11 protein-coding genes and 1 tRNA gene are annotated in these 22,602 nt (G+C 62.7%); 7 read left to right on the top strand and 5 right to left on the bottom strand.

The features are described from left to right. Positions 1 to 17 precede the first annotated feature (17 nt). Genes HRH33_RS18650 through HRH33_RS18640 form a run of 3 tightly spaced genes read right to left on the bottom strand, consistent with a single transcriptional unit; the run spans position 18 to position 12,076 of the window. Positions 18 to 4,502: a SpvB/TcaC N-terminal domain-containing protein gene (locus HRH33_RS18650; RefSeq protein WP_167418058.1), complete on the bottom strand. Its 4,485-nt coding sequence runs from the start codon at positions 4,500 to 4,502 to the stop codon at positions 18 to 20. Then, positions 4,499 to 9,340, bottom strand: a complete 4,842-nt coding sequence (locus HRH33_RS18645) for a Tc toxin subunit A-related protein (RefSeq protein WP_167418057.1) — start codon at positions 9,338 to 9,340, stop codon at positions 4,499 to 4,501. Before HRH33_RS18645 ends, HRH33_RS18650 begins: the two co-directional genes overlap by 4 nt. 33 nt (positions 9,341 to 9,373) lie before the next feature. Continuing rightward, a complete protein-coding gene (locus HRH33_RS18640; protein ID WP_243269832.1) occupies positions 9,374 to 12,076 on the bottom strand; it encodes a Tc toxin subunit A in 2,703 nt (900 codons plus the stop codon). Positions 12,077 to 12,311: 235 nt separating this feature from the next. Between HRH33_RS18640 and trhO the strand changes: the two genes are divergently transcribed. The 5 genes from trhO (at position 12,312) to HRH33_RS18615 (ending at position 19,097) form a co-directional block, all read left to right on the top strand. Beyond that, entirely contained in the window at positions 12,312 to 13,253 is a 942-nt protein-coding gene (trhO, locus tag HRH33_RS18635; RefSeq protein ID WP_034099294.1) for an oxygen-dependent tRNA uridine(34) hydroxylase TrhO, read from the top strand. A 3-nt stretch (positions 13,254 to 13,256) separates the two neighbouring features. Then, positions 13,257 to 13,892: a DsbA family protein gene (locus tag HRH33_RS18630; protein WP_167418056.1), complete on the top strand. Its 636-nt coding sequence runs from the start codon at positions 13,257 to 13,259 to the stop codon at positions 13,890 to 13,892. Then, complete coding sequence (locus HRH33_RS18625) at positions 13,885 to 15,705, top strand: ABC transporter ATP-binding protein (RefSeq protein WP_034138773.1); 1,821 nt, start codon at positions 13,885 to 13,887, stop codon at positions 15,703 to 15,705. Before HRH33_RS18630 ends, HRH33_RS18625 begins: the two co-directional genes overlap by 8 nt. A 70-nt stretch (positions 15,706 to 15,775) precedes the next feature. Next, complete coding sequence (locus HRH33_RS18620) at positions 15,776 to 18,238, top strand: EAL domain-containing protein (RefSeq protein WP_167418055.1); 2,463 nt, start codon at positions 15,776 to 15,778, stop codon at positions 18,236 to 18,238. Positions 18,239 to 18,317: 79 nt separating this feature from the next. Next, positions 18,318 to 19,097 carry an iron-containing redox enzyme family protein gene (locus tag HRH33_RS18615; protein ID WP_373873652.1) on the top strand — a complete coding sequence of 260 codons (780 nt, stop codon included), beginning with the start codon at positions 18,318 to 18,320 and terminating at the stop codon, positions 19,095 to 19,097. A gap of 21 nt (positions 19,098 to 19,118) precedes the next feature. Here the strand turns inward: HRH33_RS18615 and HRH33_RS18610 are convergent, their stop codons facing one another. Together HRH33_RS18610 and lldD are read right to left on the bottom strand one after the other, a co-directional pair. Further along, positions 19,119 to 20,045: a GGDEF domain-containing protein gene (locus tag HRH33_RS18610; RefSeq protein ID WP_167418054.1), complete on the bottom strand. Its 927-nt coding sequence runs from the start codon at positions 20,043 to 20,045 to the stop codon at positions 19,119 to 19,121. Positions 20,046 to 20,317: 272 nt separating this feature from the next. Beyond that, positions 20,318 to 21,460 (bottom strand): FMN-dependent L-lactate dehydrogenase LldD, encoded by a 1,143-nt coding sequence (lldD, locus tag HRH33_RS18605; protein WP_123478941.1) that lies wholly within the window; start codon positions 21,458 to 21,460, stop codon positions 20,318 to 20,320. A gap of 101 nt (positions 21,461 to 21,561) precedes the next feature. Between lldD and HRH33_RS18600 the strand changes: the two genes are divergently transcribed. Next, on the top strand, positions 21,562 to 22,458 hold the full coding sequence (locus HRH33_RS18600) for a LysR family transcriptional regulator (protein WP_034138769.1): 897 nt from the start codon (positions 21,562 to 21,564) through the stop codon (positions 22,456 to 22,458). Between the two features lie 60 nt (positions 22,459 to 22,518). Next, positions 22,519 to 22,594 (top strand) — tRNA-Asn (locus HRH33_RS18595). The last annotated feature ends 8 nt before the right edge of the window (positions 22,595 to 22,602 follow it).

Raw genomic sequence — 22,602 nt, 5'->3', positions numbered from 1 at the left:
CCTGGCAGCCGCGCGGCTCACGGCTCGGCGGTGTCGTTCTCATCCTCGCTGACCGTGTACCAGGCCCAATAGCTGCTGCGCGTGAGCGAACCGTTGGCGTTGAGCGTGCGCACCAGGCGGCCTGTTGCATCGTAGACGTGCTGGTCGCATACGCCGAAGCTGCGCAGTGACGCGTCGTCGATAAAACCAGGCCGGTCGGCGAAATACGGCCGGTATACGCGGATGGGCAAACCTCGCGGGTTGTATTCGACCCGTTCACTGACGCGCCAGCGCGGATCGGCGCTGACCTGCTGGAGGCGCTGGTTTTCCACGATCAATGTGCCGTCCGCCGCCACGGCGTGGGCAAGGCCGGGCTCGGTCTTCTGCTTGCTTTGTAATGCGCGACCCCAGCCGTCCCAATGGGTCAGCCGTTGGTGAATCTGCCTGGCTTGGTCGTCGGGGTAACGATCGGCCTGCAGCATCAGGCAATGCACCGGCTCGCGCTGCGCCTGGTTGATCAAGCGGTACAGGGCCTGCTGTTCCTGGCTGGCGGCCGCGCCGATCTTTTTCAGACGCAGCCGGGCGGTGGCGCGGATCTGCCCGCCCGGCAGCAGGTAGTTCTGGCTCACCCATGATGGGCGCAGGTCGGCCTGGGCAACGGTGCCCATCCAACTGAATGGCGCATACACCCAGGCACTGGCGGCGCCGCCGAGTAAGGTCTCGGGCTTTTGGATCACCTGGGCCATCGGCAGCGCCTGCGTATGGCCGAGGGAGGACAACGACGCAAAGCCCACAGCTTTGCCAGCCTCCTGTCCGTGAATACTGCTGACCATTACCCGCCCGAAGCCGTCATAGCGCACCTCCTGCTGTGTGCCGTTGGGGTCCACCACCTTGACCGGCAGCAGCACGCGGTAATCGTAAGTGGCCTGGGTCACGCAACCGTCTGCTTGGGTGATCTGGCTGACGTGACACCAATAGGGGTCGTAATCCAGCGTGGTTTCACCCGCATCCTCGGTCAGGCGCCAACTGCGCAGGCGGTAAAAGCGCTTGGCACTCAGGTAGCGGGGGAACTGCCGGCGTACCGACCACACGCGCGGTGGCGCACTTTGTTCCGCCGCGTTGGCGAAAAAAAACACCGCCATGGGCTGGTAGCCCAGGTCCTGCAATTGGCGGTCGGTGTCCCAAGTCGGCTGGCCCGGCAGGCTGGGGATCTGCCTGTACGCAGCCAGGGCTTGGGCATCGAGTTCGGCGGTTTCCAGGTAGTCGCTGAGGGCTTGGAACGTGGCGACCCCCGGCGCGAGGGTTTTGCCCTTGCCGCCCGGCTCGCGGTAGTGCTGTACCGACAAGCCACTGAGTTCACGCGGTGCTTGCGGCCCCAGCGGCCCGCTGTGGCGGTCGATAAAGCGTTCATAGCGCACGGCCGCATCCGTGAGGCCGTGCGCCGCTTCGCCCTTGGGCAAAGCCCAGGTATTGGTGCGATGGCGATAGGGCAGGGCCAGGCGCCATTGATCCGGTTGATCGTGATGAATCCACTGGCTCAGGGTCTCGCTCAGGTAATAACGCTGTTGCGCGCTGTCGTGGGTATCCCGCCACCATTGTTGGGCGTGGGGATCGGTGAGGTGTGCCGGCGGCGTGTCGTCGGCGGTTTTTCGCCGCGCGTGGTGCACCGTGACGCTGTGCACCGGGCAACCATAGGCGTCCCAGCGCAGGTTGAGTTGGTGTTGGCACACCGGATCGTCGCGCACCTGTTCGTAGCGGCACTCCACGTTCTCCAGCCTCAGCGGCAACAGCCGTGCCCAGGGCTGTGCGCCGTGTGCGGGGGCCAGGCGGCGCACCAGATAGCGATGCTGCTGCACGGAAAACGGCACGCCGTCGGCGGCATCCAGCGCAAACCGTTCCTCCCGCAGTGGCAGGCCCCTGAGCGCATAGGCGGCCTCGCGCCGTTCCTGGCGCGTGGGGGCCGTGATCAGGCGGTCTTGGTGGTCGGTGGGCTGCGCCGTGTTGGGCGTGGTGTGCTGCCCGAGTAAGGTCGGGCCCAAGGTGATTTCGTCAGGGTCGTGGGTGCTGTAGCCGTCGCGGGGCATGTCGAGCGCCTGGCCGGTGTGGAACCAGCGCTTGCTCAGCAAACTGCCGGCGGGGAGGTCGCTGTCCCGTTGCAGTACCAGGCCGAAGCCGTGGAATGCACGTTCGTCGGCGGCGTAATACGCCTGTCGATAGCTCATACGCTGGGTCAGCGTGTTACCGGTGATTTCGTCGTGCTGTATGTGCTGTTTAACCAGGTCCAAAGTGAACGGCAACCGACTGACGGCACGCGTTCCGGCGTCCTCAAGCTCCTTTTTCTCGTCCAGCCATTCCTGGGCGCTGCTGCGGTATCTCACCTGGGCCACCGTGCCCAGGTTATTGCACGTATAACGCAGCAGTCCCGGTTTGGCGTCGAAAAAGTCGTAGATCCAGTGACGCGGGCGCGGGTGCATGACGCTGATGACCAGGCTGACAAACCCCTGCCCGCGTACATCCGCCAGGCTGACCTGACAGCGTTCGTCGTGCTGCACCCCGGCGGGCCAGGGCAACAGCAACGGCGTGGCGGCGAACCCATTGCCGCTTCGGTTGAGGTAAATGCGCACGGCATCTGGAGTCAGGTACAGCAAGTCGCTGGCGCCGCAGCCGTCCAAGTCGGCGAGCAACACATTGGCCGGGTTGAACGCGCTATGCCGGAACGGCAGTGTGGCCAGCACCCGGCCCTTGCCGAAGCGGCCACGGCTCAGGTTGGGCCAGCACTTGATCTCGTCGTGGCGGATGCGCACCAGGTGCGGCTGACCGCTGCCGAGCACATCGCTGAAGCCCACCCAATCGCTGGGTGAGGGGCTCAATGAAGGCAAGTCATCGTCCTCGACCACATGCGCCACCTCGATGCCGGCGGCAAAGCCCTTGGCTTGTCGATGGGCATACAGGCGCACGCTGCGCGGACCCACCAACGCCAGGTCGGCCAAGCCGCTGCCCATCAAGTCGGCGAACACCGCGTCGCGGTGCAGCAACTCCACGGGCAATGCCTCGAAAGGGATAAAACGCGCTTCGTCCGGGTGTGGGTCAAGCCGGAAAAAACCGCGCATGCCCGGTTGCGCCGTAACCCACTCCGGGCGGCCGTCGCCATCCACATCCAGCAACGCCTGGACGCGCGGGCGCGACGGCCCGATTTCCGGTTTGACCGGCAACGTCTGGGCCGGGCCGTAACCGACGGCATCGGCGTCGGCGGCGTCCACGGCCCGCACGGGCGCGCGGTAATACCAGGCGTGGTCAGTGCGGTATACCAACCCCGGCACGCCTTCGCCGTAGAGGTCGAGCAACTGGTATCCATGGCCGGGGAACGCCTCAAACGGTCGATAACGTGTGCTGTCCAGCTTCAATGCGACGCTCTGGTACAGGTATTCCTGGGGCGGTTGATAGCTGAGCGTGCCGTGGGCATCCACCGCCTGCTCGTGGGTGGCCATCAGCTGGGTCAAGCCATTGCGGCCGACGTGATGTTCGAGCAGCAGGCGTTTGACCAACACTGGGTCGGGCCCCATGCCCGGCTCGTCGGGGAACGCGTGAAACATCAGGATTTGTCGACACAGGCGCAACGTGCGCTGTTCAAAACCGTAGGCGTAGCGGGAAAACGGGTCCTGGCGCACGGCCCAGTCAGTGGTCGGCGCATAGGTAGGCACCTGGTCGAAAGCGGCGCTGCGCTGCCCATAGTCGAATATCAGATGAAAGTGCCAGGCTTGGCGCGAGAGGTCGTCGGTCTTGAACAGGTACGGCGTGGCTTTTTCCCGAGCGTTGACATTGCCGTAATACACACTGTGCAGATAGCGCTGGGCCCGGCTGTCATGGGGGAATGTGTGGGTATCGGTTTCGGCCTGATAGCGATAGCCGATATGTTCGCCGTGCGCATTGAGGCTTTCCTCCAGCAGCCATTGCGCCACATGCGTGGGGTGTTCGGGGTCGGCAATGCGCGCCGCGAGGGTTTTGCCGTACAGGTGCTGGCTGCCGTCGCTGGCCTGCACCCGCCAAAAGCCGGCGGGGTCGAGGGCCGAGTGCCAATGTTCGATGCGCGCGAAGTCGCTTTCCACCCTGGGGAAGTGGCGGGTGACGGTGTAAGTCGTGCCCAGCGCCTGTTGATTGAAGGTGTCGCGCTGGGTCTGCACCGGCGTGCCGTTGGCGTCGCACTCGGGCATCCATGCCTGGGCGTCCGGCCCCAGCAGGGTGTCGGCCTCGGTGTAACTCGGCACGGCACGGCGGGTGCAACGGGTCACGGCCGCGACGTTGACGTCCCAACCGAAGCCGAACGCACTGTTGCCGGCGTTGCTACGGTAGGTGAGGGCGAGTGCCGGTGCGTAGCCGCGACCGGGGCTGATCGGCAGCGCGATCTCCAGGCGCGCGACACCGTCGGTGCCGACAGGGGCCCAGCCCTTGGTGGCGCCTGGTGGCGTGCCGCTGTTGGGCAGCGCCGGCAGTTGGATAGGTGATGAATTAGCGGGGGTACTCATGCGTCGCTCCTCGCAGGTCGAGCGGTGTAGCGCACATGCACAATGATGTCGGTGATCGACTCCAGCAGGTCTTTTTGGCGTTGCGGATGGGGAAAATCCAGGCGCCAGGAGGACACGGCACCGGTGTATTCGAACGGCAGGTAGCGCGGGTCGTTGTCGAAGTCGAGGCTGAACTGGCCGTTGTCGTCCAGCCCCCGCGACAACGCGATCTGCTGGCGCGCGCGCCATTCGGTACGCGGGCCGCCAGCGGCGCTATCCACTTCGTTGCGGGTTTGGGTCAGGGTGGCCTTGATGTCCTCGTAGGGCCCCAGGGTGCCGGGCAATGACAGGCTGACCTGCTTGATGCGGCGCAAGGTGTGGCCAGGGTAATCCTCATCGAACAACGCTTTGGTCAGCTCAAAACACAAGGTGCCGTGCTGCACCAGCGCGGCTTTGTGATCGGCCCAGGTCTTGGTGGGCAAGGTGTTCGGGCTTATCTGCGGGACCATCACCCCGCACTCGATCAGGCGATGGCGCAGCGACACGGTTTTGCTGATCTCCAGCTCCCGTGGCGTGTGTTGCAGGTACGCCGCATTCATGCGCAGCAGGTTCAACTTCAAGGCTTCGGCGCTCAGCAAACCGTGGTGGGCCTGGCGCCAACTCTCAGTGGAAAAGAACGTGCGCTGTTCGGCGGTTTCGTACTGCCAGCACGCCTCGGCGGCCAGGCACAGTGATTGGGTGCTGTCATGCAGGGCGTAATAGAAAGTGCCCAACTGTGTATTGAGCCACTCATACAGCTGGGCCCGGGCGGTGCGGGTGCTCAGCAGTTGATAGGTCGACTGGGCCTGGGCCAGGGCCGTCTGCGCACTGCGCAGGTGCAGGCGGGTGGCTTTTTCCTGTTCGGCCTGGGTATGCAGCAGGGCGTCGACCTGCGCCAGTTCCAGGCGCGCTTGCTGCTCGGCATGGGCCCAGTCCTGGGCGCGCCGGTTGAACTGCTCGGTGCGCTCCAGCTCGTTGGCGTTGGCGCGGGCAGCGTTGGCCTCGCCCTGGGCGAACGCCTGATAGCCTTGAAACAACCCCTCAAAACGCATGCCGCCAAAGGCGGTGCCGAAAATGTTCGGCGCCAGCATGGCAGCACCGGCGCCCATGCCGGCGATGGCCACTTTGCGCTCCCAGGCGGCGCTTTCGAGGTACTGCTGGCCGGCGGCGATTTCACCGGCGCTGATGCCTTCGTTGAGCCGCTGGGTCAGGAAGTCCAGGCGGCCCTTGATCACCGCGCGGCTGTGCAGCAAGGCTTGGCGGTTTTTTTCGTCGATCGCCAGCGCCTGGGTATGCTGGGTCACCACCAGGCTGGCCAGCTCCCAAGCCTGCTGTTGTTGCACGTCGAGCAGGTGCGCCTGCTCTTTGCGTTCGATCAGCGCCAGCAGCGTGGCGCCGAACTGCGCCAGGCTGTCGACCGCATTCATGGCGTGCCCGGCGATGACCTGGAAGCGGTAGTGGCCGACTTCCGGGCGGGTCGTCAAAGGTGCTTCGGCGCCACCCATGGCACTGTGCGCCGCCCGCGCGAGCAGCGCGGCAGGCGCTAAAGGCGCGGCGAACAACGACGGGCGCAACGGCTTGCCGGTGATGTCCAAGTGGGTGCGCAAGCCGTGCAGGCGAGCTTCCAGAGTGTCCCAACGCGCCACCTGTTGCGGGCTTAAAGGACGATGCAGGTAGGGGCTGTCCATAAGCCAGGCGCGTTGGCCGAAGGTGACACACTGGCGCGACAACGAGCGCAAGTACTCCGGTTGGTGCTCCAGCGCGCGTATGGCCAGCGCTGCGGTACTGGCCAGGTCTCCGAGGGCGCGCGGGGTCCAAGTATCGGCGCGGGTCAGCGTCGGGCGCGTGCCCAGCAGGTGCTGCGCCTGGCGGTACCAGAGCTTGGCTTCGGCCAGGCTGTCGGGGCTTAACTGACGATAGGCCGCATCGCCGCGGTTGAGCAGGATATCCACATTGAGCAAATGCAATGCCTTGCGCAGGTAACGCGGAAAACTCAGGGCCAGCTCATGGGGCCGATCGGGCTGGATGCAGGCGTAACTCAGCTCCACAGGGGCGGCTGTCAGCGCGCTCAGCGTGCCGGTATGCGGCTGGCGAGGGTTGTATAGCCCGTGCAGCCAACGTTCTGCTTCGGCGTATTGCTGTTGCCGGTTGAGCTGATGGGCGATGGTCCACGGCACGTAGATCAACAGCTCCCGCAGGTACTGGCCGTGCGCGCCGTGGAAGTCCGCCGATTGCGCCGCAACGCCGTCAACCGCTGTGAAACCACAGGCAAGCGGCGGATCAAGCGCAGCCGTGGCGCTCTTGAACAGTTGGCTGGCGAGGCGGCTGTTCAGTGGGATCGCCGGCAGCGACGGTTTGAGGCTCGCGGAAAAATCGAGGACTTCGAGGCGCTCCCCGCTTTCCTCGCGCAGGGAGCTGATACGCGGGGAACGGGCCGGTTGGGTAATGCTCAAGGTTTGGCTGAGGGTGCAGGTGACGGCCTTGAGCGCATACCCCAGCACCCGTGCGCCATCCTCTTGGCTCTCCAGGGTAATCACGCCGTGGATCACCGTGACCGCCGAAGACGGTTGCCCGCTGGGCAGTTTGATACGCGTGGTCGTGACGTGCCCGACCGGCAACTCCGGTGCCGAGCCGGCCAGGCTTTCGTGTTCGCTGTCGGTGAAGCTAAGGATCTGCGCGGTGTTGTTGCTGATCGCGTGCGGGGTGGGCCGGTCCTTGAGCCGGGACTGCATGATGACGTGGCGATAAAGCCGGATGGGCATCGACGCGCTGCTGTATACCAATCGCAAGTCATTTACGAAGTGCAGTTTTTTGCTGGAGGATTGATCGCCTGGCAGGCCGTAGTCACTGTAGCGGTCGAGGATCGCCAGCACGTTGTCCTGCGCATGGGCATATAAATGCAGGAAGGCATTCTTGGCGATGAATTTGCCTTCCAGCGAATACTCGGTGACGTTCTTGGTCCCGTCTTGCCCGGCGCGCCAATCCTGAGCGGCCTTCGCTCGGCCCGTCAGGGTGAGCAACAGGCTGCCTTTGTCATAGATGGCATTGGCGAAGGTCTTGCCGGTCTTGGGGTTTTTGAAAAACATCGCGTAGTGCGTGACGTCGACGTCCGAGACGATCGTGCTGTCCAGGATGATGGCCGAGCCCTCGCTCAACTCGACATCGGCCATGGCCGAATCGTGCATGGCTGACTCGGTGACCAAGGTAATGCTCGCTTCGGCATGCCGGGTTTTGAGGGTGACTTTGTAGGTCTGCAAAAAGCGCTTGGCGGTTTTCGAGGTGAATACCACTTCGTTGGTGATCGGGTCGAACGTGGTGCTGATGCTGTCGGCGTCGAGGATGTCCTGGCTTCTGGCTTCGAAATCCCAGGTTTTCAAGGGGGCTTGGGGCGAGCCTTCTGGTGTCAGGGTCAGCACGGGCTCGGTGTAGTCATCCGTCAGGCTGGCCTTGAATTGCAGACTGTCCTTGTTGATATCGAAGAACAACCCGAAGTAACGGTGGGCGAACGGCGGCAGCAAGGCGCTGGAAAACACATTGGCTTCGTCGAGCCCTCCGAGCAGGGCGGTCTGCAACGGTGTGTTCTGTGTAGACTCGTAAGCCTCCAGCAGACGGATGGTTTCCAGCGCAACGGCCGAGCCCGGCACGATCTTGTAACGCCCCGGGCTGCCGGCGGACGCCACCACCTTGATGTCCAGTGCCTGATCGACACTGATGGCTTGAAAGAACTCCCCCGGCTGTTCGCCGCCATGGTTCAACGTGTTGGCGCGTATACCCAGGAACAGACTTTGGGGGCTGCGACTGTCGACCACCGCAATGGTCTGGGTGATGCGCTTGAGTTGTTCGGGGGTGAGCGCATTGATCCCGCGTGTGACGCAATGTTCCTCCAGGCCCACCTGGGGAAGGCTCCAACTGCCATCGCGTTTTTGATAGGAAAAACACAGGCGCAACTTCACGAAGCGGCTGTTGAGCCATTCGGCGTGGCGCTGTTTTTCATCGTCGTCCTCGTCTTCGCCAATGTCGTTTACCGGGCCGTGCACGGCGTGATACGGCGCCGGCTTGATGCACTCGGCCCATACGATAAACAGGCGCTGATTGAACAGCACCGGCCGCACACTGTGGGCCGGAGTGTCGGCGGAAAACGTCAGGTTGATCGGCTTCCAATCGCTCCATGCCCGAGGCGCGGGTGCCCTGGGGTTGGCGCTGGAGCGCTTGGACAGGTCCAGCGAGCGCCAGTAATACAGGTCGTCGCTGACCGACTTGCCGACAAAGTAATAGGTGCTGGTGTCCAGTTGTCGCACGTCGCCGTCGATGTAGCCGTTGAGGGTCTGTAAGCGCGCGATGTGTTCGAATCGTGCCAGGTAACCTTGCACGGCGCTTTGCACCGTGGCCGGTTGCAGCCGGTGCTGGTTGAGGTCGTTTTCCAGTTGCTCGAAGCTGGCGCTCTTGTCCTCGCGCAGCGTGGGGTCGAGGAAGTGGTGGGGCTGGTAACGCAGTTGCTGGCTGGCGCTCCACAGCGGGTAGGTGCGCAGGCTGTCTTGCCAGGCGCGCGCTTCGTCAGGCGACGGGCCCTGTGTGTCGTAGCCCGGTTCCAGCCCGCCCAGGATGCGGTTGATGTAGTGCTGCAGGCTGGTGATCGCACTGGCCACCGGGCTGCTCGGCACGGCCTGGCTGACCTGCACATCCAGCAGCCAATAGTCGTACAGATCCTCTGGGGTACGCAGGGTGGTTTTCAACGGGGCGCTGATGCAATGCGCCAGGTAGAAGCCGAGCATGGCATCGCGGCGGGCTTCGTTGAGACGGTGTTCGAGGGGCTCAGACATAGTCGTTCCTTGAGTCCGGGTGGGAAGCGGCCCTTAGTGGCGCGCGGCAATGACCGCTTCGCCGAGGGCCTTCCATTGGCTGAAGTCGCTGGAGAGGCTCAGGTGGCTTGCGTCCAGCAGGGCCTGGCAGGGCAGGCGCGTGGCGGCGCACGCTTGGTGGCAGCGCAGGATCCAATCCAACTGATCCATGGCCGTGACACGCCTGGTGGGCAAGGTATCGGTGAGCACCCGCAGTTCTGTTTCGCTCCAGCCCAGCCAGTGGCTCAGTTGTGTGTCGAGTGGCTGCGCGCCGTTGCCGTTGGCGCGCCGAAAGAAGTCCAGAAGCTCGTCCTGGGTCAGGCCCCAGGTGTCGCAGCACGCCTTGAAGCGCTGCAACAAATACAGAGTGCCCAGGTTCAGTTCGAGCAGGGTCGACGGCGCCAGCGCGCGGTCCAGCCAATGGGGGTTGAGCAGCAGTTGACGCAATGACGTGTCGTTCACCGGCAAGGCCAGCAGGGTGGTGACATCCGGCGCCAGCAGGATCAGGTGCTTGAGCGCCGGCGGGGTTTTTGCGCTGTTGAGGAACTGGTTGTAGTAAAGCGTGAGCTCCTTGCTGTAGGGCGTCGGCACCGGGGTATCCAGTAACTGCTGGATGCACACGCGTTGGCCTTTGTCTGCGATGCGTTGCAGCCAGGGCGTCAGTCGATCCTTGGCTTGCTGTTTGAGGACTGCGTCTTGGGCGGGCACCGGGCTCAGGCTCAGGGTCGAAATCGCCTGGTCCAGGGCAAGCGAGGGTTGTCGAGGTTGGGACAGGTCCGCTGACGGTCCGAACGCCTGGGCGAGCACGCCGGTCCATTCGATGGGGGGCAGGTTGTCGGCGGCGGCCGGCTGCGGCAACGGCGCCAGTTGCCAGGCCGATGGCAGTTCATAGGGGGGGTGACGCAGCAAATCGACCCAGCGCGCCAGGGCCGGGTTATCGCTAACCGGCTCCAGCAACAGACGCTGGCGCAACTGGGGGACGCTGATGTGGCTGTCCTTGAGCCAAGTGACGGCCCAATCCAGTTGCATAAGCCCGTCGAGAAAGTCTGCGGCAACACGTTCCCCGCTGCGCAAGGTCGGGGCGGTCAAGTGGCTCCACGTCGCAGGGCCAAGCAGGTCGGCCAACTGTCGGCAGTGCTGCACCGACAAGCCGAAGGTGCGCGCGATGTGCGCCTGCCGATACAGCGCCGAGTAGGTCGCCAGGTTGCGCAACACTGGGGTGGGGCAGGCGTCGATCAGCAGGTGCAACGAGTTTGGCGTGTCTGTGAGTTCGAGCGCGGCGCATAGGCGCTGGCGGGTCGGCGCATCCAACACCTGGTCGTCCAGCGGCAGTGGTTGGCTGCCTACCGGTGTGGGATTGAACACCTGGTCGAACAACGGTTGCGCAGTGGCGCTGGCCTGCAACGGCACGCGATTAAGCCAGGCGCTGAACGCCAGGGGCGTCAGTGCATAGCGGCGATTGAGGTAGCGAAACACTCCCAGCGCACGCAGGGTGCTGTGGCTGATACGCAGGTGGGCGTTGATCGGCCGTTCACAGGCCATGGCGCTGACGATCAAGGTATCCAGTTCGGCAAATGGCAAATCGACCCCGCGTTGCAGGCGAATCATGCGCTGCAGGCGGTCGAAGCGCTCATCCGTGATATTGAGCAACTGCGCGTTATTACTCGCCACCGTCATCGGCGACTGATCGGTGCCGTTGACATAGCGAGCTCCGTAAAGGGGCAACGGCATATCTTTGGCGGAGGGGGAGGCATGGGGGGCAAAACGTTCCTCTGCCAGCAACGCGTGCAACTGCGCGGTATTCAGGGCGGTGGCGTCGAGCAGCGCTTGCAGGGTCTGCGGTGCGCCAGCCAGGCCGAAGCAGGTTTGAAACAACGTGCCGGCTTCAAGGGGCGGTTGCAGCAGGAGCGTTTGTAGTCCGGGGTTCAGGTCGCTTAACAGGCATTGCACATCGGGGTTGTGCGTCTGTACCCAGCCATATCGCGCGCTGCCGGCGGCATCGAACGGTAGCCGTTTGCTGATGCGGTAATTCAATTCGCCCACGCGGTGCCGGGTGCCGGCCAGCCCAAGGCGACATTGATAGTGGTGATGGTGATACGGCAGCGTCAGGGGGTAGTGCTGGGTACTGAGCAGGCGATACAGCTTCTGGCGCGGATGGTGGTATTTGATGTGTTTGCGCAGCATGTCATCGACCAGCGTCAGCAGGGGGCGCTGGGTGAAGGTGCTGTCGTGGTCGATCACCAGCGCTTCCAGATCCGGGCGACGTTGGCTCAGCAGGACTTTATCGCAGGTGCCCACGCCGTTCTGTTCCAGCTGCCGCGCGAACAGGTACAGCGTGCGCAGATAAGCCACCGGCGAATCGAGCGCGGCGAGCGCATCGGGCGCGCAGGCATTGGCCCAGTCTTCAGCCAGCAGGGATGACCCGCTCGCGTCCAGCTCGCGCTTGCTGCGTGCGGGCGGCGTGTCGGTCGGCTGCAGCTCGTACAGCCATTGCAGCTGGGTGGCGTAGGCCAGCGCGGTGTCGTAGGCCTGGGCGCCATCGTCATCGTTGAGGCGGCCCAGTTGCCGGATGAAGTCGGCGCGGGGCAGGCGCACAATGTCAAAGACGCTGGTAACGCCGAGTTGATGCAGGGCCGTGCTGAAGTCGACCTTCCCCTCGCCGGGAGGGGCGGGCCGGTCCAGCAGTCTGGCCAACAGGGGACTGCTTAGAGTGTGCATGACAACGATCTTCCAGTGAGCCCACCAGTGGATCCAATGGGCAACGCCCGACGCTATCACGCAGGTTTTGCGGCCGAGGTCGGCCAATGCCGCGCGGGTGTCGAGGAAATATCGGCGACTGAGTGCCGATGCGGCGCGGCCGGGGTTTTGTTAGAATGCGCGCCGCGCGGCCTGGCCCGCGTTTTTTTGCATCCGGTTCACCCTTTACGAGGGTAGCCACCTGGAGAGAACACCCATGACTCAACCGATTGTCGTGGCGGCACTGTATAAGTTCGTCACCCTCGAAGATTACGTCGCCTTGCGCGAGCCCCTGTTGCAGGCGATGGTCGACAACGGCATCAAAGGCACCCTGCTGATCGCCGAAGAAGGCATCAACGGCACCGTTTCCGGCAGCCGCGAAGGCATCGATGGCCTGATCGCCTGGTTGAAGACCGACCCGCGCATGGTCGACCTCGACCACAAAGAGTCGTACTGCGACGAGCAGCCGTTCTACCGCACCAAGGTCAAGCTCAAGAAAGAGATCGTGACCCTGGGCGTCGAAGGCGTCGACCCCAACAAGCAGGTCGGCACTTATGTCGATCCCAAGGACTGGAACGCGCTGATCAGCGATCCGGAAGTGTTGTTGATCGATACCCGCAACGACTACGAAGTGTCCATCGGCACCTTTGAAGGCGCGATCGACCCGAAAACCACCAGTTTTCGCGAATTTCCTGACTACATCAAAGCCCACTTCGACCCAGCCAAGCACAAGAAGGTCGCGATGTTCTGCACCGGCGGCATTCGGTGCGAGAAAGCCTCGAGCTACATGCTCAGCGAAGGCTTCGATGAGGTGTACCACCTCAAGGGCGGCATCCTGAAGTACCTCGAAGAGGTGCCGCAGGAAGAAACCAAGTGGCAGGGCGACTGCTTTGTGTTCGACAACCGCGTGACCGTGCGCCACGACTTGAGCGAAGGCGACTACGATCAATGTCATGCCTGTCGTACCCCGGTCAGTGTCTCCGACCGCGCATCCGAACACTATGTGGCCGGCATCAGTTGCCCGCACTGCTGGGATAAGCTGCCGGAGAAAACCCGTCGCAGCGCGATCGACCGGCAAAAGCAGATTGAGCTGGCCAAGGCCCGCAACATGCCGCACCCGATTGGCTACAACTACAAGCAAACCCCTTCCGAGGCCTGAGCCATGTCCGCGCGCCTGCTCTACGTAATGGACCCGATGTGTTCCTGGTGCTGGGGCTTTGCCCCGGTGGCGCAGGCCCTGGTAGAGCAGGCCCGCGTGGCCGGCGTCGACGTACATCTGGTGGTGGGCGGCCTGCGCACCGGCAGCGGCGCGGCGCTGGAACCGACCACGCGGCGCTATATTCTCGAACACTGGCAAGCCGTCACCGACGCCACCGGCCAGCCGTTCAAGCGCGAAGGGGCGCTGCCCGATGGCTTTGTCTATGACACGGAGCCTGCGTGCCGCGCCATCGTCACCGCGCGCAGCCTGGCGCCGGATTGCGCATGGAAGCTGTTGGGGCTGATCCAGCAGGCGTTCTATGTCGAAGGCCGCGACGTGACCCTGGCCAAGGTGTTGGTGGAGCTGGCCGAGCAGGCCGGCATCCCGCGTATCGAGTTTGCCGGCGAGTTCGATCGCGCCGAGCAACACGCCGCCACGGCCGCCGATTTCACTTGGGTGCAGGATTTGGGCATCGCCGGTTTCCCGACGCTGCTGGCCGAGCGCGACGGCCAGTTGGCGCTGCTGACCAATGGTTATCAGCCGCTGTCCGAGTTGTCGCCCTTGCTGGCCCGATGGCTGAAGCGAGGCGCCTGTGCATGACCAGCCCGCCACGCCCGAGCAGCCCAAGCGCACCGACCGACTGACCTGGGCGGAAATTCGCCGCCTGGCCCTGCGTCACAAGAAATCCCTGTGGATCGCCAATGGCGTCGCCGTGCTGGCGACCCTGTGCAGCGTGCCCATCCCTTTGCTGTTGCCGTTACTGGTGGACGAAGTCCTGCTGGGCCGTGGCGATGCCGCGCTCAAGGTGATGAACCACGCGCTGCCCCTGGGTTGGCAGAAAGCCGCGGGCTACATCGGCCTGATGCTGCTGGTGACCTTGCTGCTGCGCTGCGGCGCGCTGCTGTTCAACGTGGTGCAGGCGCGGCTGTTCGCACGGTTGGCCAAGGACATCGTGTACCGCATTCGCGTGCGCCTGATCGAACGGCTCAAACGCATCTCTCTGGGCGAATACGAAAGCCTGGGCAGCGGCACGGTGACCACGCACCTGGTCACCGACCTGGACACGCTGGACAAATTCGTTGGCGAAACCCTGAGCCGTTTCCTGGTGGCGATGCTGACGCTGGTCGGCACCTCGGCGATCCTGGTGTGGATGCACTGGCAACTGGCGCTGCTGATCCTGCTGTTCAACCCGCTGGTGATCTACGCCACGGTGCAATTGGGCAAGCGCGTCAAACACCTGAAGAAACTTGAAAACGACAGCACTTCGCGTTTCACCCAGGCCCTGACCGAAACCCTCGATGCCATCCAGGAGGTACGCGCCGGCAACCGCCAGGGCTTCTTTCTAGGGCGGCTCGGCCAGCGCGCCCAGGAAGTGCGCGACTACGCCATCCACTCGCAATGGAAAACCGACGCCTCCAGCCGGGCCAGCGGGTTGCTGTTCCAGTTCGGCATCGACATCTTCCGTGCGGCGGCGATGCTTACCGTGCTGTTTTCCGACCTGTCCATCGGCCAGATGCTCGCGGTGTTCAGCTACCTGTGGTTCATGATCGGCCCGGTGGAGCAATTGCTGAACCTGCAATACGCCTATTACGCAGCGGGCGGTGCGCTGACGCGCATCAATGAACTCTTGGCGCGTGCCGATGAACCGCAGTATGTCGGCGGCGAAGACCCGTTCAGCGGGCACGACACCGTCGGCATCGAAGTGCGCGGGCTGGATTTCGGTTACGGCGAAGAGTTGGTGCTCGATCAGTTGAACCTGAGCATCGCGCCGGGTGAGAAAGTCGCCATCGTCGGCGCCAGCGGCGGCGGCAAAAGTACGTTGGTGCAACTGCTGCTGGGGCTTTATACGCCCCAGGCCGGCACCATCCGTTTTGGCGGCGCGACCCAGCAGGCGATTGGCTTGGAGACCATCCGCGAGCACGTCGCGGTGGTGTTGCAGCACCCGGCGCTTTTCAACGACACGGTGCGCGCCAACCTGACCATGGGCCGCGAACGCAGTGACCAGGCTTGCTGGCAAGCGCTGGAAATCGCCCAGCTGGACGCCACCGTCAGGGCCCTGCCTCAGGGGTTGGACAGTGTGGTGGGGCGTTCCGGGGTGCGTTTCTCCGGCGGCCAGCGCCAGCGCTTGGCGATTGCGCGGATGGTGCTGGCCGAGCCCAAAGTGGTGATCCTCGATGAAGCGACCTCGGCTCTGGACGCCGCCACCGAATATAACTTGCATCAGGCGCTGGCGCGGTTTCTCAGTGGCCGTACTACACTGATCATCGCCCACCGTCTGTCGGCGGTAAAACAGGCGGACCGGGTATTAGTGTTTGATGGCGGGCACATTGCCGAAGATGGCGACCACCAGCAGTTGATCGCCGATGGCGGCCTTTACGCCAAGCTTTATGGACACTTGCAACAAGTACGTTGATTTAGCTTAGGCTGTAGCAGGGAAGCGGGTTTTAGCGTGCGTATTGAGCAGTGCATATGCAAGGGACTTCATGAAGCGAAAGCGGACTTTCGGAACGCCTCGGCTGCTGGGCATTGTGTGGCCCTTTATCGCAGTCGTGCTGTTTCAGGCATTGCTGGGCTGTGGCAGCCTGTATGTGCTGTCGGCTGTGCGTGGTTACGTGGGCGGCGAGAGTCTGTGGTCCAAGGGCCAGAAAGACGCCATCTATTACCTCACGCTGTACGCCGATAATCGCGACGAAGCCACCTACCTGAAATACCAGCACGCCATCGCCGTGCCTCAGGGCGGGCACGAACTGCGCGTTGCCCTGGACCGCCCAACCCCTGACCTCGACGCCGCACGCCTGGGAATACTTAAGGGCGGCAACCACCCGGACGATGTGTCGAGCGTGATCTGGCTGTACCTGAACTTCCGGCATTTCAGCTATCTGGAAAAGGCCATCGAGTTGTGGACGGTGGGCGATGGCTACCTGGTGCAGCTGGATAACCTGGCCCAGGAGATGCACGCCGCGATCAGCGCCGACCAGGTCAACGCCAACGATGTGCGCCAATGGAAGGCCCGTATCACCGCCATCAACGACGGCGTGACCCCCGCCGCCAAAGCCTTCAGCGATGCCTTGGGCGAAGGCTCGCGGGTGATCCTGCGCCTGCTGTTGATCACCAACCTGACCACTGCCCTGGGGTTGATCGTGCTGGCGTTGTTGCGCACCCACAAGTTATTGAGCCAGCGCCATGCGTTCGCCACAGCGCTGCAGGTGGAAAAGGAGCGGGCGCAGATCACTCTGGCGTCGATTGGCGACGGGGTGATCACCACCAACGTCGACGGTGCCATTACCTACATGAACCCGGCGGCCGAGGCACTCACCCATTGGAAGTCGAGCCAGGCCCAGGGCTTGCCCCTGGCGGCGCTGTTCAACCTGCTGGACGACAATGCCCAGCCCGACGGCTTCACCCTGATCGAGCACATCGTCAAGGGCCAGCTCAGGGGCGGTAGCGAGCATGCCAAGACCATCCAGCGCCTGGACGGCAGCACTGTGTCGGTCACCTTGGTAGGTGCGCCGATTCGCAGTGGCGATAGGGTCAGTGGTGCAGTGCTGGTGCTGCACGACATGACGCAGGAACGGCAGTACATCGCCAATCTGTCGTGGCAGGCGACCCATGACGCCCTGACCGGCCTGGCCAACCGGCGTGAATTCGAATTCCGTCTGGAGCAGGTGTTGTACCCGTTGGCGCATCAGCAGGTTGGGCGCCACGCCTTGATGTTCCTCGACCTGGACCAGTTCAAACTGGTCAACGACACCTGCGGGCATGCGGCGGGCGATGAACTGTTGCGGCATATCTGTGCGCTGTTGCAATCGGACCTGCGCGAGGGCGACACCCTGGCGCGCCTGGGTGGCGATGAATTCGGCATCTTGCTGGAGAACTGCCCGCCGGCGGCCGCGGAAAAGATCGCCGAGAGCCTGCGCCACACTGTGCAAAGCCTGCATTTTGTATGGAAAGGCCGGCCATTCGTGACCACCGTGAGCATCGGGCTGGTGCATATCTCCCACACCCCGACCACCCTGGAAGCGTCGCTACGCGCTGCCGACATGGCGTGCTACATGGCCAAAGAGAAGGGGCGCAACCGCGTGCAGGTGTATCACGCCGACGACTCCGAGTTGTCCGTGCGCTTCGGCGAAATGGCCTGGGTGCAGCGCCTGCACATGGCCCTGGAAGAGAACCGCTTCTGCCTGTATTCCCAAGAAATCGCTGCCTTGAACCACACCGAGGACGGCAGTGGGCATATCGAGATTCTGCTGCGCCTGCATGACGAAGCCGGTCGCATCATCCTGCCCGAGAGTTTTATTCCGGCGGCCGAGCGCTATGGCCTGATCACTTCTCTGGATCGCTGGGTGGTGGAGAATGTGTTCGCGATCATTGCCCGCTGCCTGCACGAGCGTCCGGGCCGGCCCATGGCCATGTGTGCGATTAATCTGTCAGGTATTACCATCGGCGATGACGATTTTTTAGGATTTTTACGAGATAAGTTCGCCTCTTATCACATCCCGCCAGAAATGATTTGTTTTGAAATTACCGAGACTAGTGCGATTGCCAATTTGGCCAGTGCAATTCGTTTTATTAATGAACTCAAAGCCTTAGGTTGCCATTTCTCACTTGATGATTTTTGTGCCGGAATGTCCTCATTCGCGTATCTGAAACATTTACCTGTAGACTTCCTGAAGATCGATGGAAGTTTCGTAAAGGATATGCTGGACGACCCGATTAACCGCGCCATGGTCGAAGTGATCAACCACATCGGCCACGTCATGGGTAAGCGCACAATTGCCGAGTTTGTCGAAACACCCCAAATCGAGCAGGCACTGCTCGAAATAGGGGTGGATTACGCTCAGGGCTACCTGATCGAACGACCGCAGTTGTTTACCTTTGATAGCTTGCAATGTCGACCTGTGCGGCCGCAGCCCCTGTTATTCAAGGCGCCCGGCACATTCCGCTGAAACATTTGCCGGTCTGTAAACATCACACTTAAAAAGGAGCCTTATAGTGATCGACACATTCAACAGAACCGGCCCGCTGATGGAAGCCTCAAGTTACCCTGCCTGGGCACAGCAACTGATCCAGGACTGTAGCGAGAGCAAGCGCCGGGTTGTCGAACACGAACTGTACCAGCGCATGCGCGACAACACGCTCAGCGCGCGGACCATGCGTCACTACTTGATCGGTGGCTGGCCCGTGGTAGAACAGTTTGCCCTGTACATGGCACAAAACCTCACCAAGACTAAGTTTGCCCGCCATCCTGGGGAGGATATGGCGCGGCGCTGGCTGATGCGCAATATTCGCGTGGAACTCAACCATGCCGACTATTGGGTCAATTGGGCGCACGCCCATGGGGTGAGCCTGGAAGAGTTGCAGGCCCAGCATGTGCCGCCGGAGTTGCATGCACTGAGTCATTGGTGCTGGCATACCAGCTCGGCCGATTCGTTGATCGTGGCAATTGCCGCCACCAACTACGCAATCGAAGGGGCGACCGGGGAATGGTCGGCCGTGGTCTGCTCCACGGGTGTCTACGCCGCGGCCTTTCCTGAGGAGGAGCGCAAACGGGCAATGAAGTGGCTGAAGATGCACGCCCAGTACGATGACGCGCACCCGTGGGAAGCCTTGGAAATCATCTGCACCCTGGCCGGGATGAACCCGAGCAAGGCCTTGCAGGTGGAACTGCGCCAGGCCGTGTGCAAGAGCTACGACTACATGTACCTGTTCCTGGAAAGCTGCATGCGTCTTGAAAAAGACAAGCCTGTCAGCCTCGCCAGCGCCCCTGTGCGCGAGCGCCAGGAGCGTGTCGCCAGCGAAGCCTGATGTAACGCGGTGGCGGGGTGCTTACCCCGCCATTGCCAAGCGATTGCGGCCTTCGCGCTTGGCCACGTACAACGCGTTATCGGCCCGGCGCAGCAGGCTCTCGGCCGACTCGGCGGCCAGCAATGTCGAGCAGCCCAGGCTTACCGTCAATTCAATCCGTTTACCGTCGGCCCAATAGTCCTGGGCCAGGGTCGCTTTGCGCAGGCGTTCCCCGACCACCGCCGCCGCTTCCCGGCTGGTGTTGGACAGCAGGATCAGAAACTCTTCCCCGCCGAACCGGAACACCATGTCCACGTTACGCAGCTGCGCCTTGATGACAGCCGCCACCTCGCGCAATACGTCGTCGCCGGCGGCGTGGCCGTAGGTGTCGTTGATGTGCTTGAAGTGATCGATGTCCAGCATCAGCAAGGACAGTGGGTTCAGGTGCCGGCGAGCCATGTCGATTTCCCGTTGCAGCGTCTGATCCATGGCGATGCGGTTGCCGGTCTGGGTCAGCGGGTCACGCAGGGCGCTGCGAGTGGCCGCGCGATAGAGCAGGGCATTGCGCATGGGATAAAGCAGGGTGGCCAGCAGCGATTCGAGCTGGCCGAGTTCTTCTTCGCTCAGGCGTTGGTTACGGCGAAAGATCAGTTCTCCCAGATGCTCGCCCTCGTGGCTCAGGCTGTAGCTCACCGAGTGATGGCCGCGCTGGCCGAACTCCAGGCGCAGGTCTGCGGCGTCGTGACGATAATGCAGGGCATCCAGGGGCACCAGGCGCTGGATCTCACGGAAGAACACACTGAGGATGCGCTCCGGTTCCAGGCTGGTCTGCAATTGCAGGCCCAGTTGCTGGCGCAGTTGAGCGACGGTGGTGGGGCGGCGGGGTGGCGGGAACGGCTGGCCGAAGCCCAGACGTTGCAATTTGGCTGTGTCGAAATCAATTGCGTTGGTCTGGGTAGGTGTTTTCATAACCGTTTGGCCTCTAAGAGTCTTACAGGCCCGATGCGTGTGGCGAGTGCCGGGGTCTTACTGTTCCGTCAGTTTCGTAAAACATGGAAACAGTCTAAACCGCTTTACAGTGGGTTTTAACCCCTGGGCACCGCCGCACGTCTTGTCATCGCTGGACCTGCTTGGAACAGGTTAGAGCGAGATTCATGCCACTTCGTTTAATTTAATAAAAAACCTTACGAATCAATGGTCGCTGTAGCAGGCCAGCCCCAGGTGTGGAGGGCCCGCGCCGGTTATTTGGCTGCTTGTACCAAGGTGTCGGCGTTAATCTGCTCGATTGAGGTCACACCGGTCAGGGTCATGGCTACGCGCATTTCCTTGGCGAAAATATCCAGCAGGTTTTCGACCCCGTGCTGGCCGTCGGCGGCCAACGCGTAGGAGGGCGCGCGCCCCAGCAGGCACGCTTTGGCGCCCAGGGCGAGCATGCGCACCACGTCGAGGCCGGAGCGGATGCCGGAGTCCACCAGCACCGTCAGGTCATCGCCCACGGCCTCGGCAATCGCCGGCAACGCTTTGGCGGTGGACAGCACGCCATCCAATTGGCGGCCGCCGTGGTTGGACACCACGATGCCATCGGCGCCGAAGCTCACGGCGTCCTTGGCGTCCTGGGGGTCAAGGATGCCTTTGATGATCATCGGACCTTTCCAGAATTCGCGGATCCACTCCAGGTCGCTCCAACTGATCGACGGGTCAAAATTGTTGGCCAGCCAACCAATGTAGTCTTCCAGATGAGTGGGTTTGCCCAGGTACTTGGAAATATTGCCCAGGTCATGGGGGCGACCCATCAGGCCCACGTCGAAGGCCCACTGCGGCTTGGTCACAGCCTGCAGCATGCGCCGCGAGGCCGCGTACGGCCCGGACATGCCCGAGTGAGCATCGCGATAGCGCGCCCCCGGCGTGGGCATATCCACGGTGAACACCAACGTCGTCACCCCGGCTGCCTGCGCGCGTTCCAGCGCGTTGCGCATGAAACCGCGGTCCTTGAGCACATAAAGTTGGAACCAGATGGCCTGCGGACTTTGCGATGCCACTTCCTCAATGGAGCACACCGACACCGTCGACAGGCAGAACGCAATGCCCTTGTTGGCGGCGGCCTTGGCTGCCTGTACTTCGCCACGGCGCGCGTACATGCCGGTCAACCCTACCGGGCTGAGAATCACCGGCATCGTCAGCTTCTGGCCGAGCACGGTGGTGTTGAGGCTGAGGTTATCCACATTGCGCAGGATGCGTTGGCGCAGGCTGATGTCGGCCAAGTCCGCGCTGTTGGCCCGCAGCGTGTGCTCGGCGTAGGCGCCGCCGTCGATATAGTCGAACAGAAAACGCGGCAGTTTGCGTTGGGCGGCGGCGCGGTAGTCGGAGGCGGACGAAATGATCATCAACGGTCAATCCACAGGGCAAGGTGGCTCCACCTTAAGCGAACTTCTGTCATGATAAAAACAACTTTTATCACTGGCTTCCAGTCGCCAAAGGAATACCGATGAATCTGCGAACACTGCGCGCCTTTGTCGAGGTGGTGCGCCAAGGTGGTTTTTCTCAGGCAGCCGAGGTGGTATCCCTCACCCAGTCCACCGTGAGCAAGGCGGTCAAAACCCTCGAAGAGGAACTGGGCATGCCGCTGCTCAACCGCCTTGGGCATCGTAACCAACTGACCGCCGCCGGCGAAATTGCCTACCGTCGCGCCCAGGTATTGCTGGCCGAACACAGCGATCTGCTCGGCGAAATCAACGACCTGCGCGGTCTCAAGCGCGGTATGTTGCGCATCGGCTTGCCACCGGTAGGCTGCGGCGTGCTGTTTGCGACCATGTTCGCCACCTACCGCAGCCGCTACCCGGACATTGACATTGAGCTGACCGAATACGGCAGCAAGCGCCTGCGCGAATGCCTGGAAGAAGGAGAGGTCGACCTGGCGGCACTGTTGTTACCGATTGACGAGGGCTTCGACTATCAACCGGTGCGCAATGAGCCGCTGATCGCCGTGCTGCCCATGAACCATCCCCTGACAGGGCGTGAGTGTATCGACTTTACCGACCTGGCAGACTCGCCCTTCATCCTGTTCGAGGCCGGTTTCGCCCTGAACGCCAAGATCCTCGCGGCCTGCGAGCGCAAAGGCGTAACCCCCCGCGTGACGGCACGCAGCGGGCAGATCGATTTTATTGTCGACCTGGTCGCGGCTGGCCTGGGCGTCGCCTTCCTGCCGCGAATGTTGGCGCACAAGCATCGACACGCCGGCATTGCCTTGGTCGCGTTGGACGAGCCCCACACCGACTGGCACATCGCCCTGGCCTGGCGCGCCAACGCCCACTTGCCACCGGCCGCCCGCGCCTGGTTGGACTTGGCCGCAGAACAGCCGCTGACGGGCGGGCCGGGTAATTAATCCTCGCGTTTGCCAGGCAATGCTTGACTTCTCCTTTTCAATCAGTAACATACGGCGCATTCCGCGATAGCTCAGTTGGTAGAGCAAATGACTGTTAATCATTGGGTCCCTGGTTCGAGTCCAGGTCGTGGAGCCAGATAGGGA

The sequence above is a fragment of the Pseudomonas rhodesiae genome (assembly GCF_013285305.1).
GTDB classification, from domain to species: domain Bacteria; phylum Pseudomonadota; class Gammaproteobacteria; order Pseudomonadales; family Pseudomonadaceae; genus Aquipseudomonas; species Aquipseudomonas rhodesiae.
Note: the sequence above shows the minus strand (reverse complement) of the source record. Positions and strands in the feature narration are given on the sequence as shown.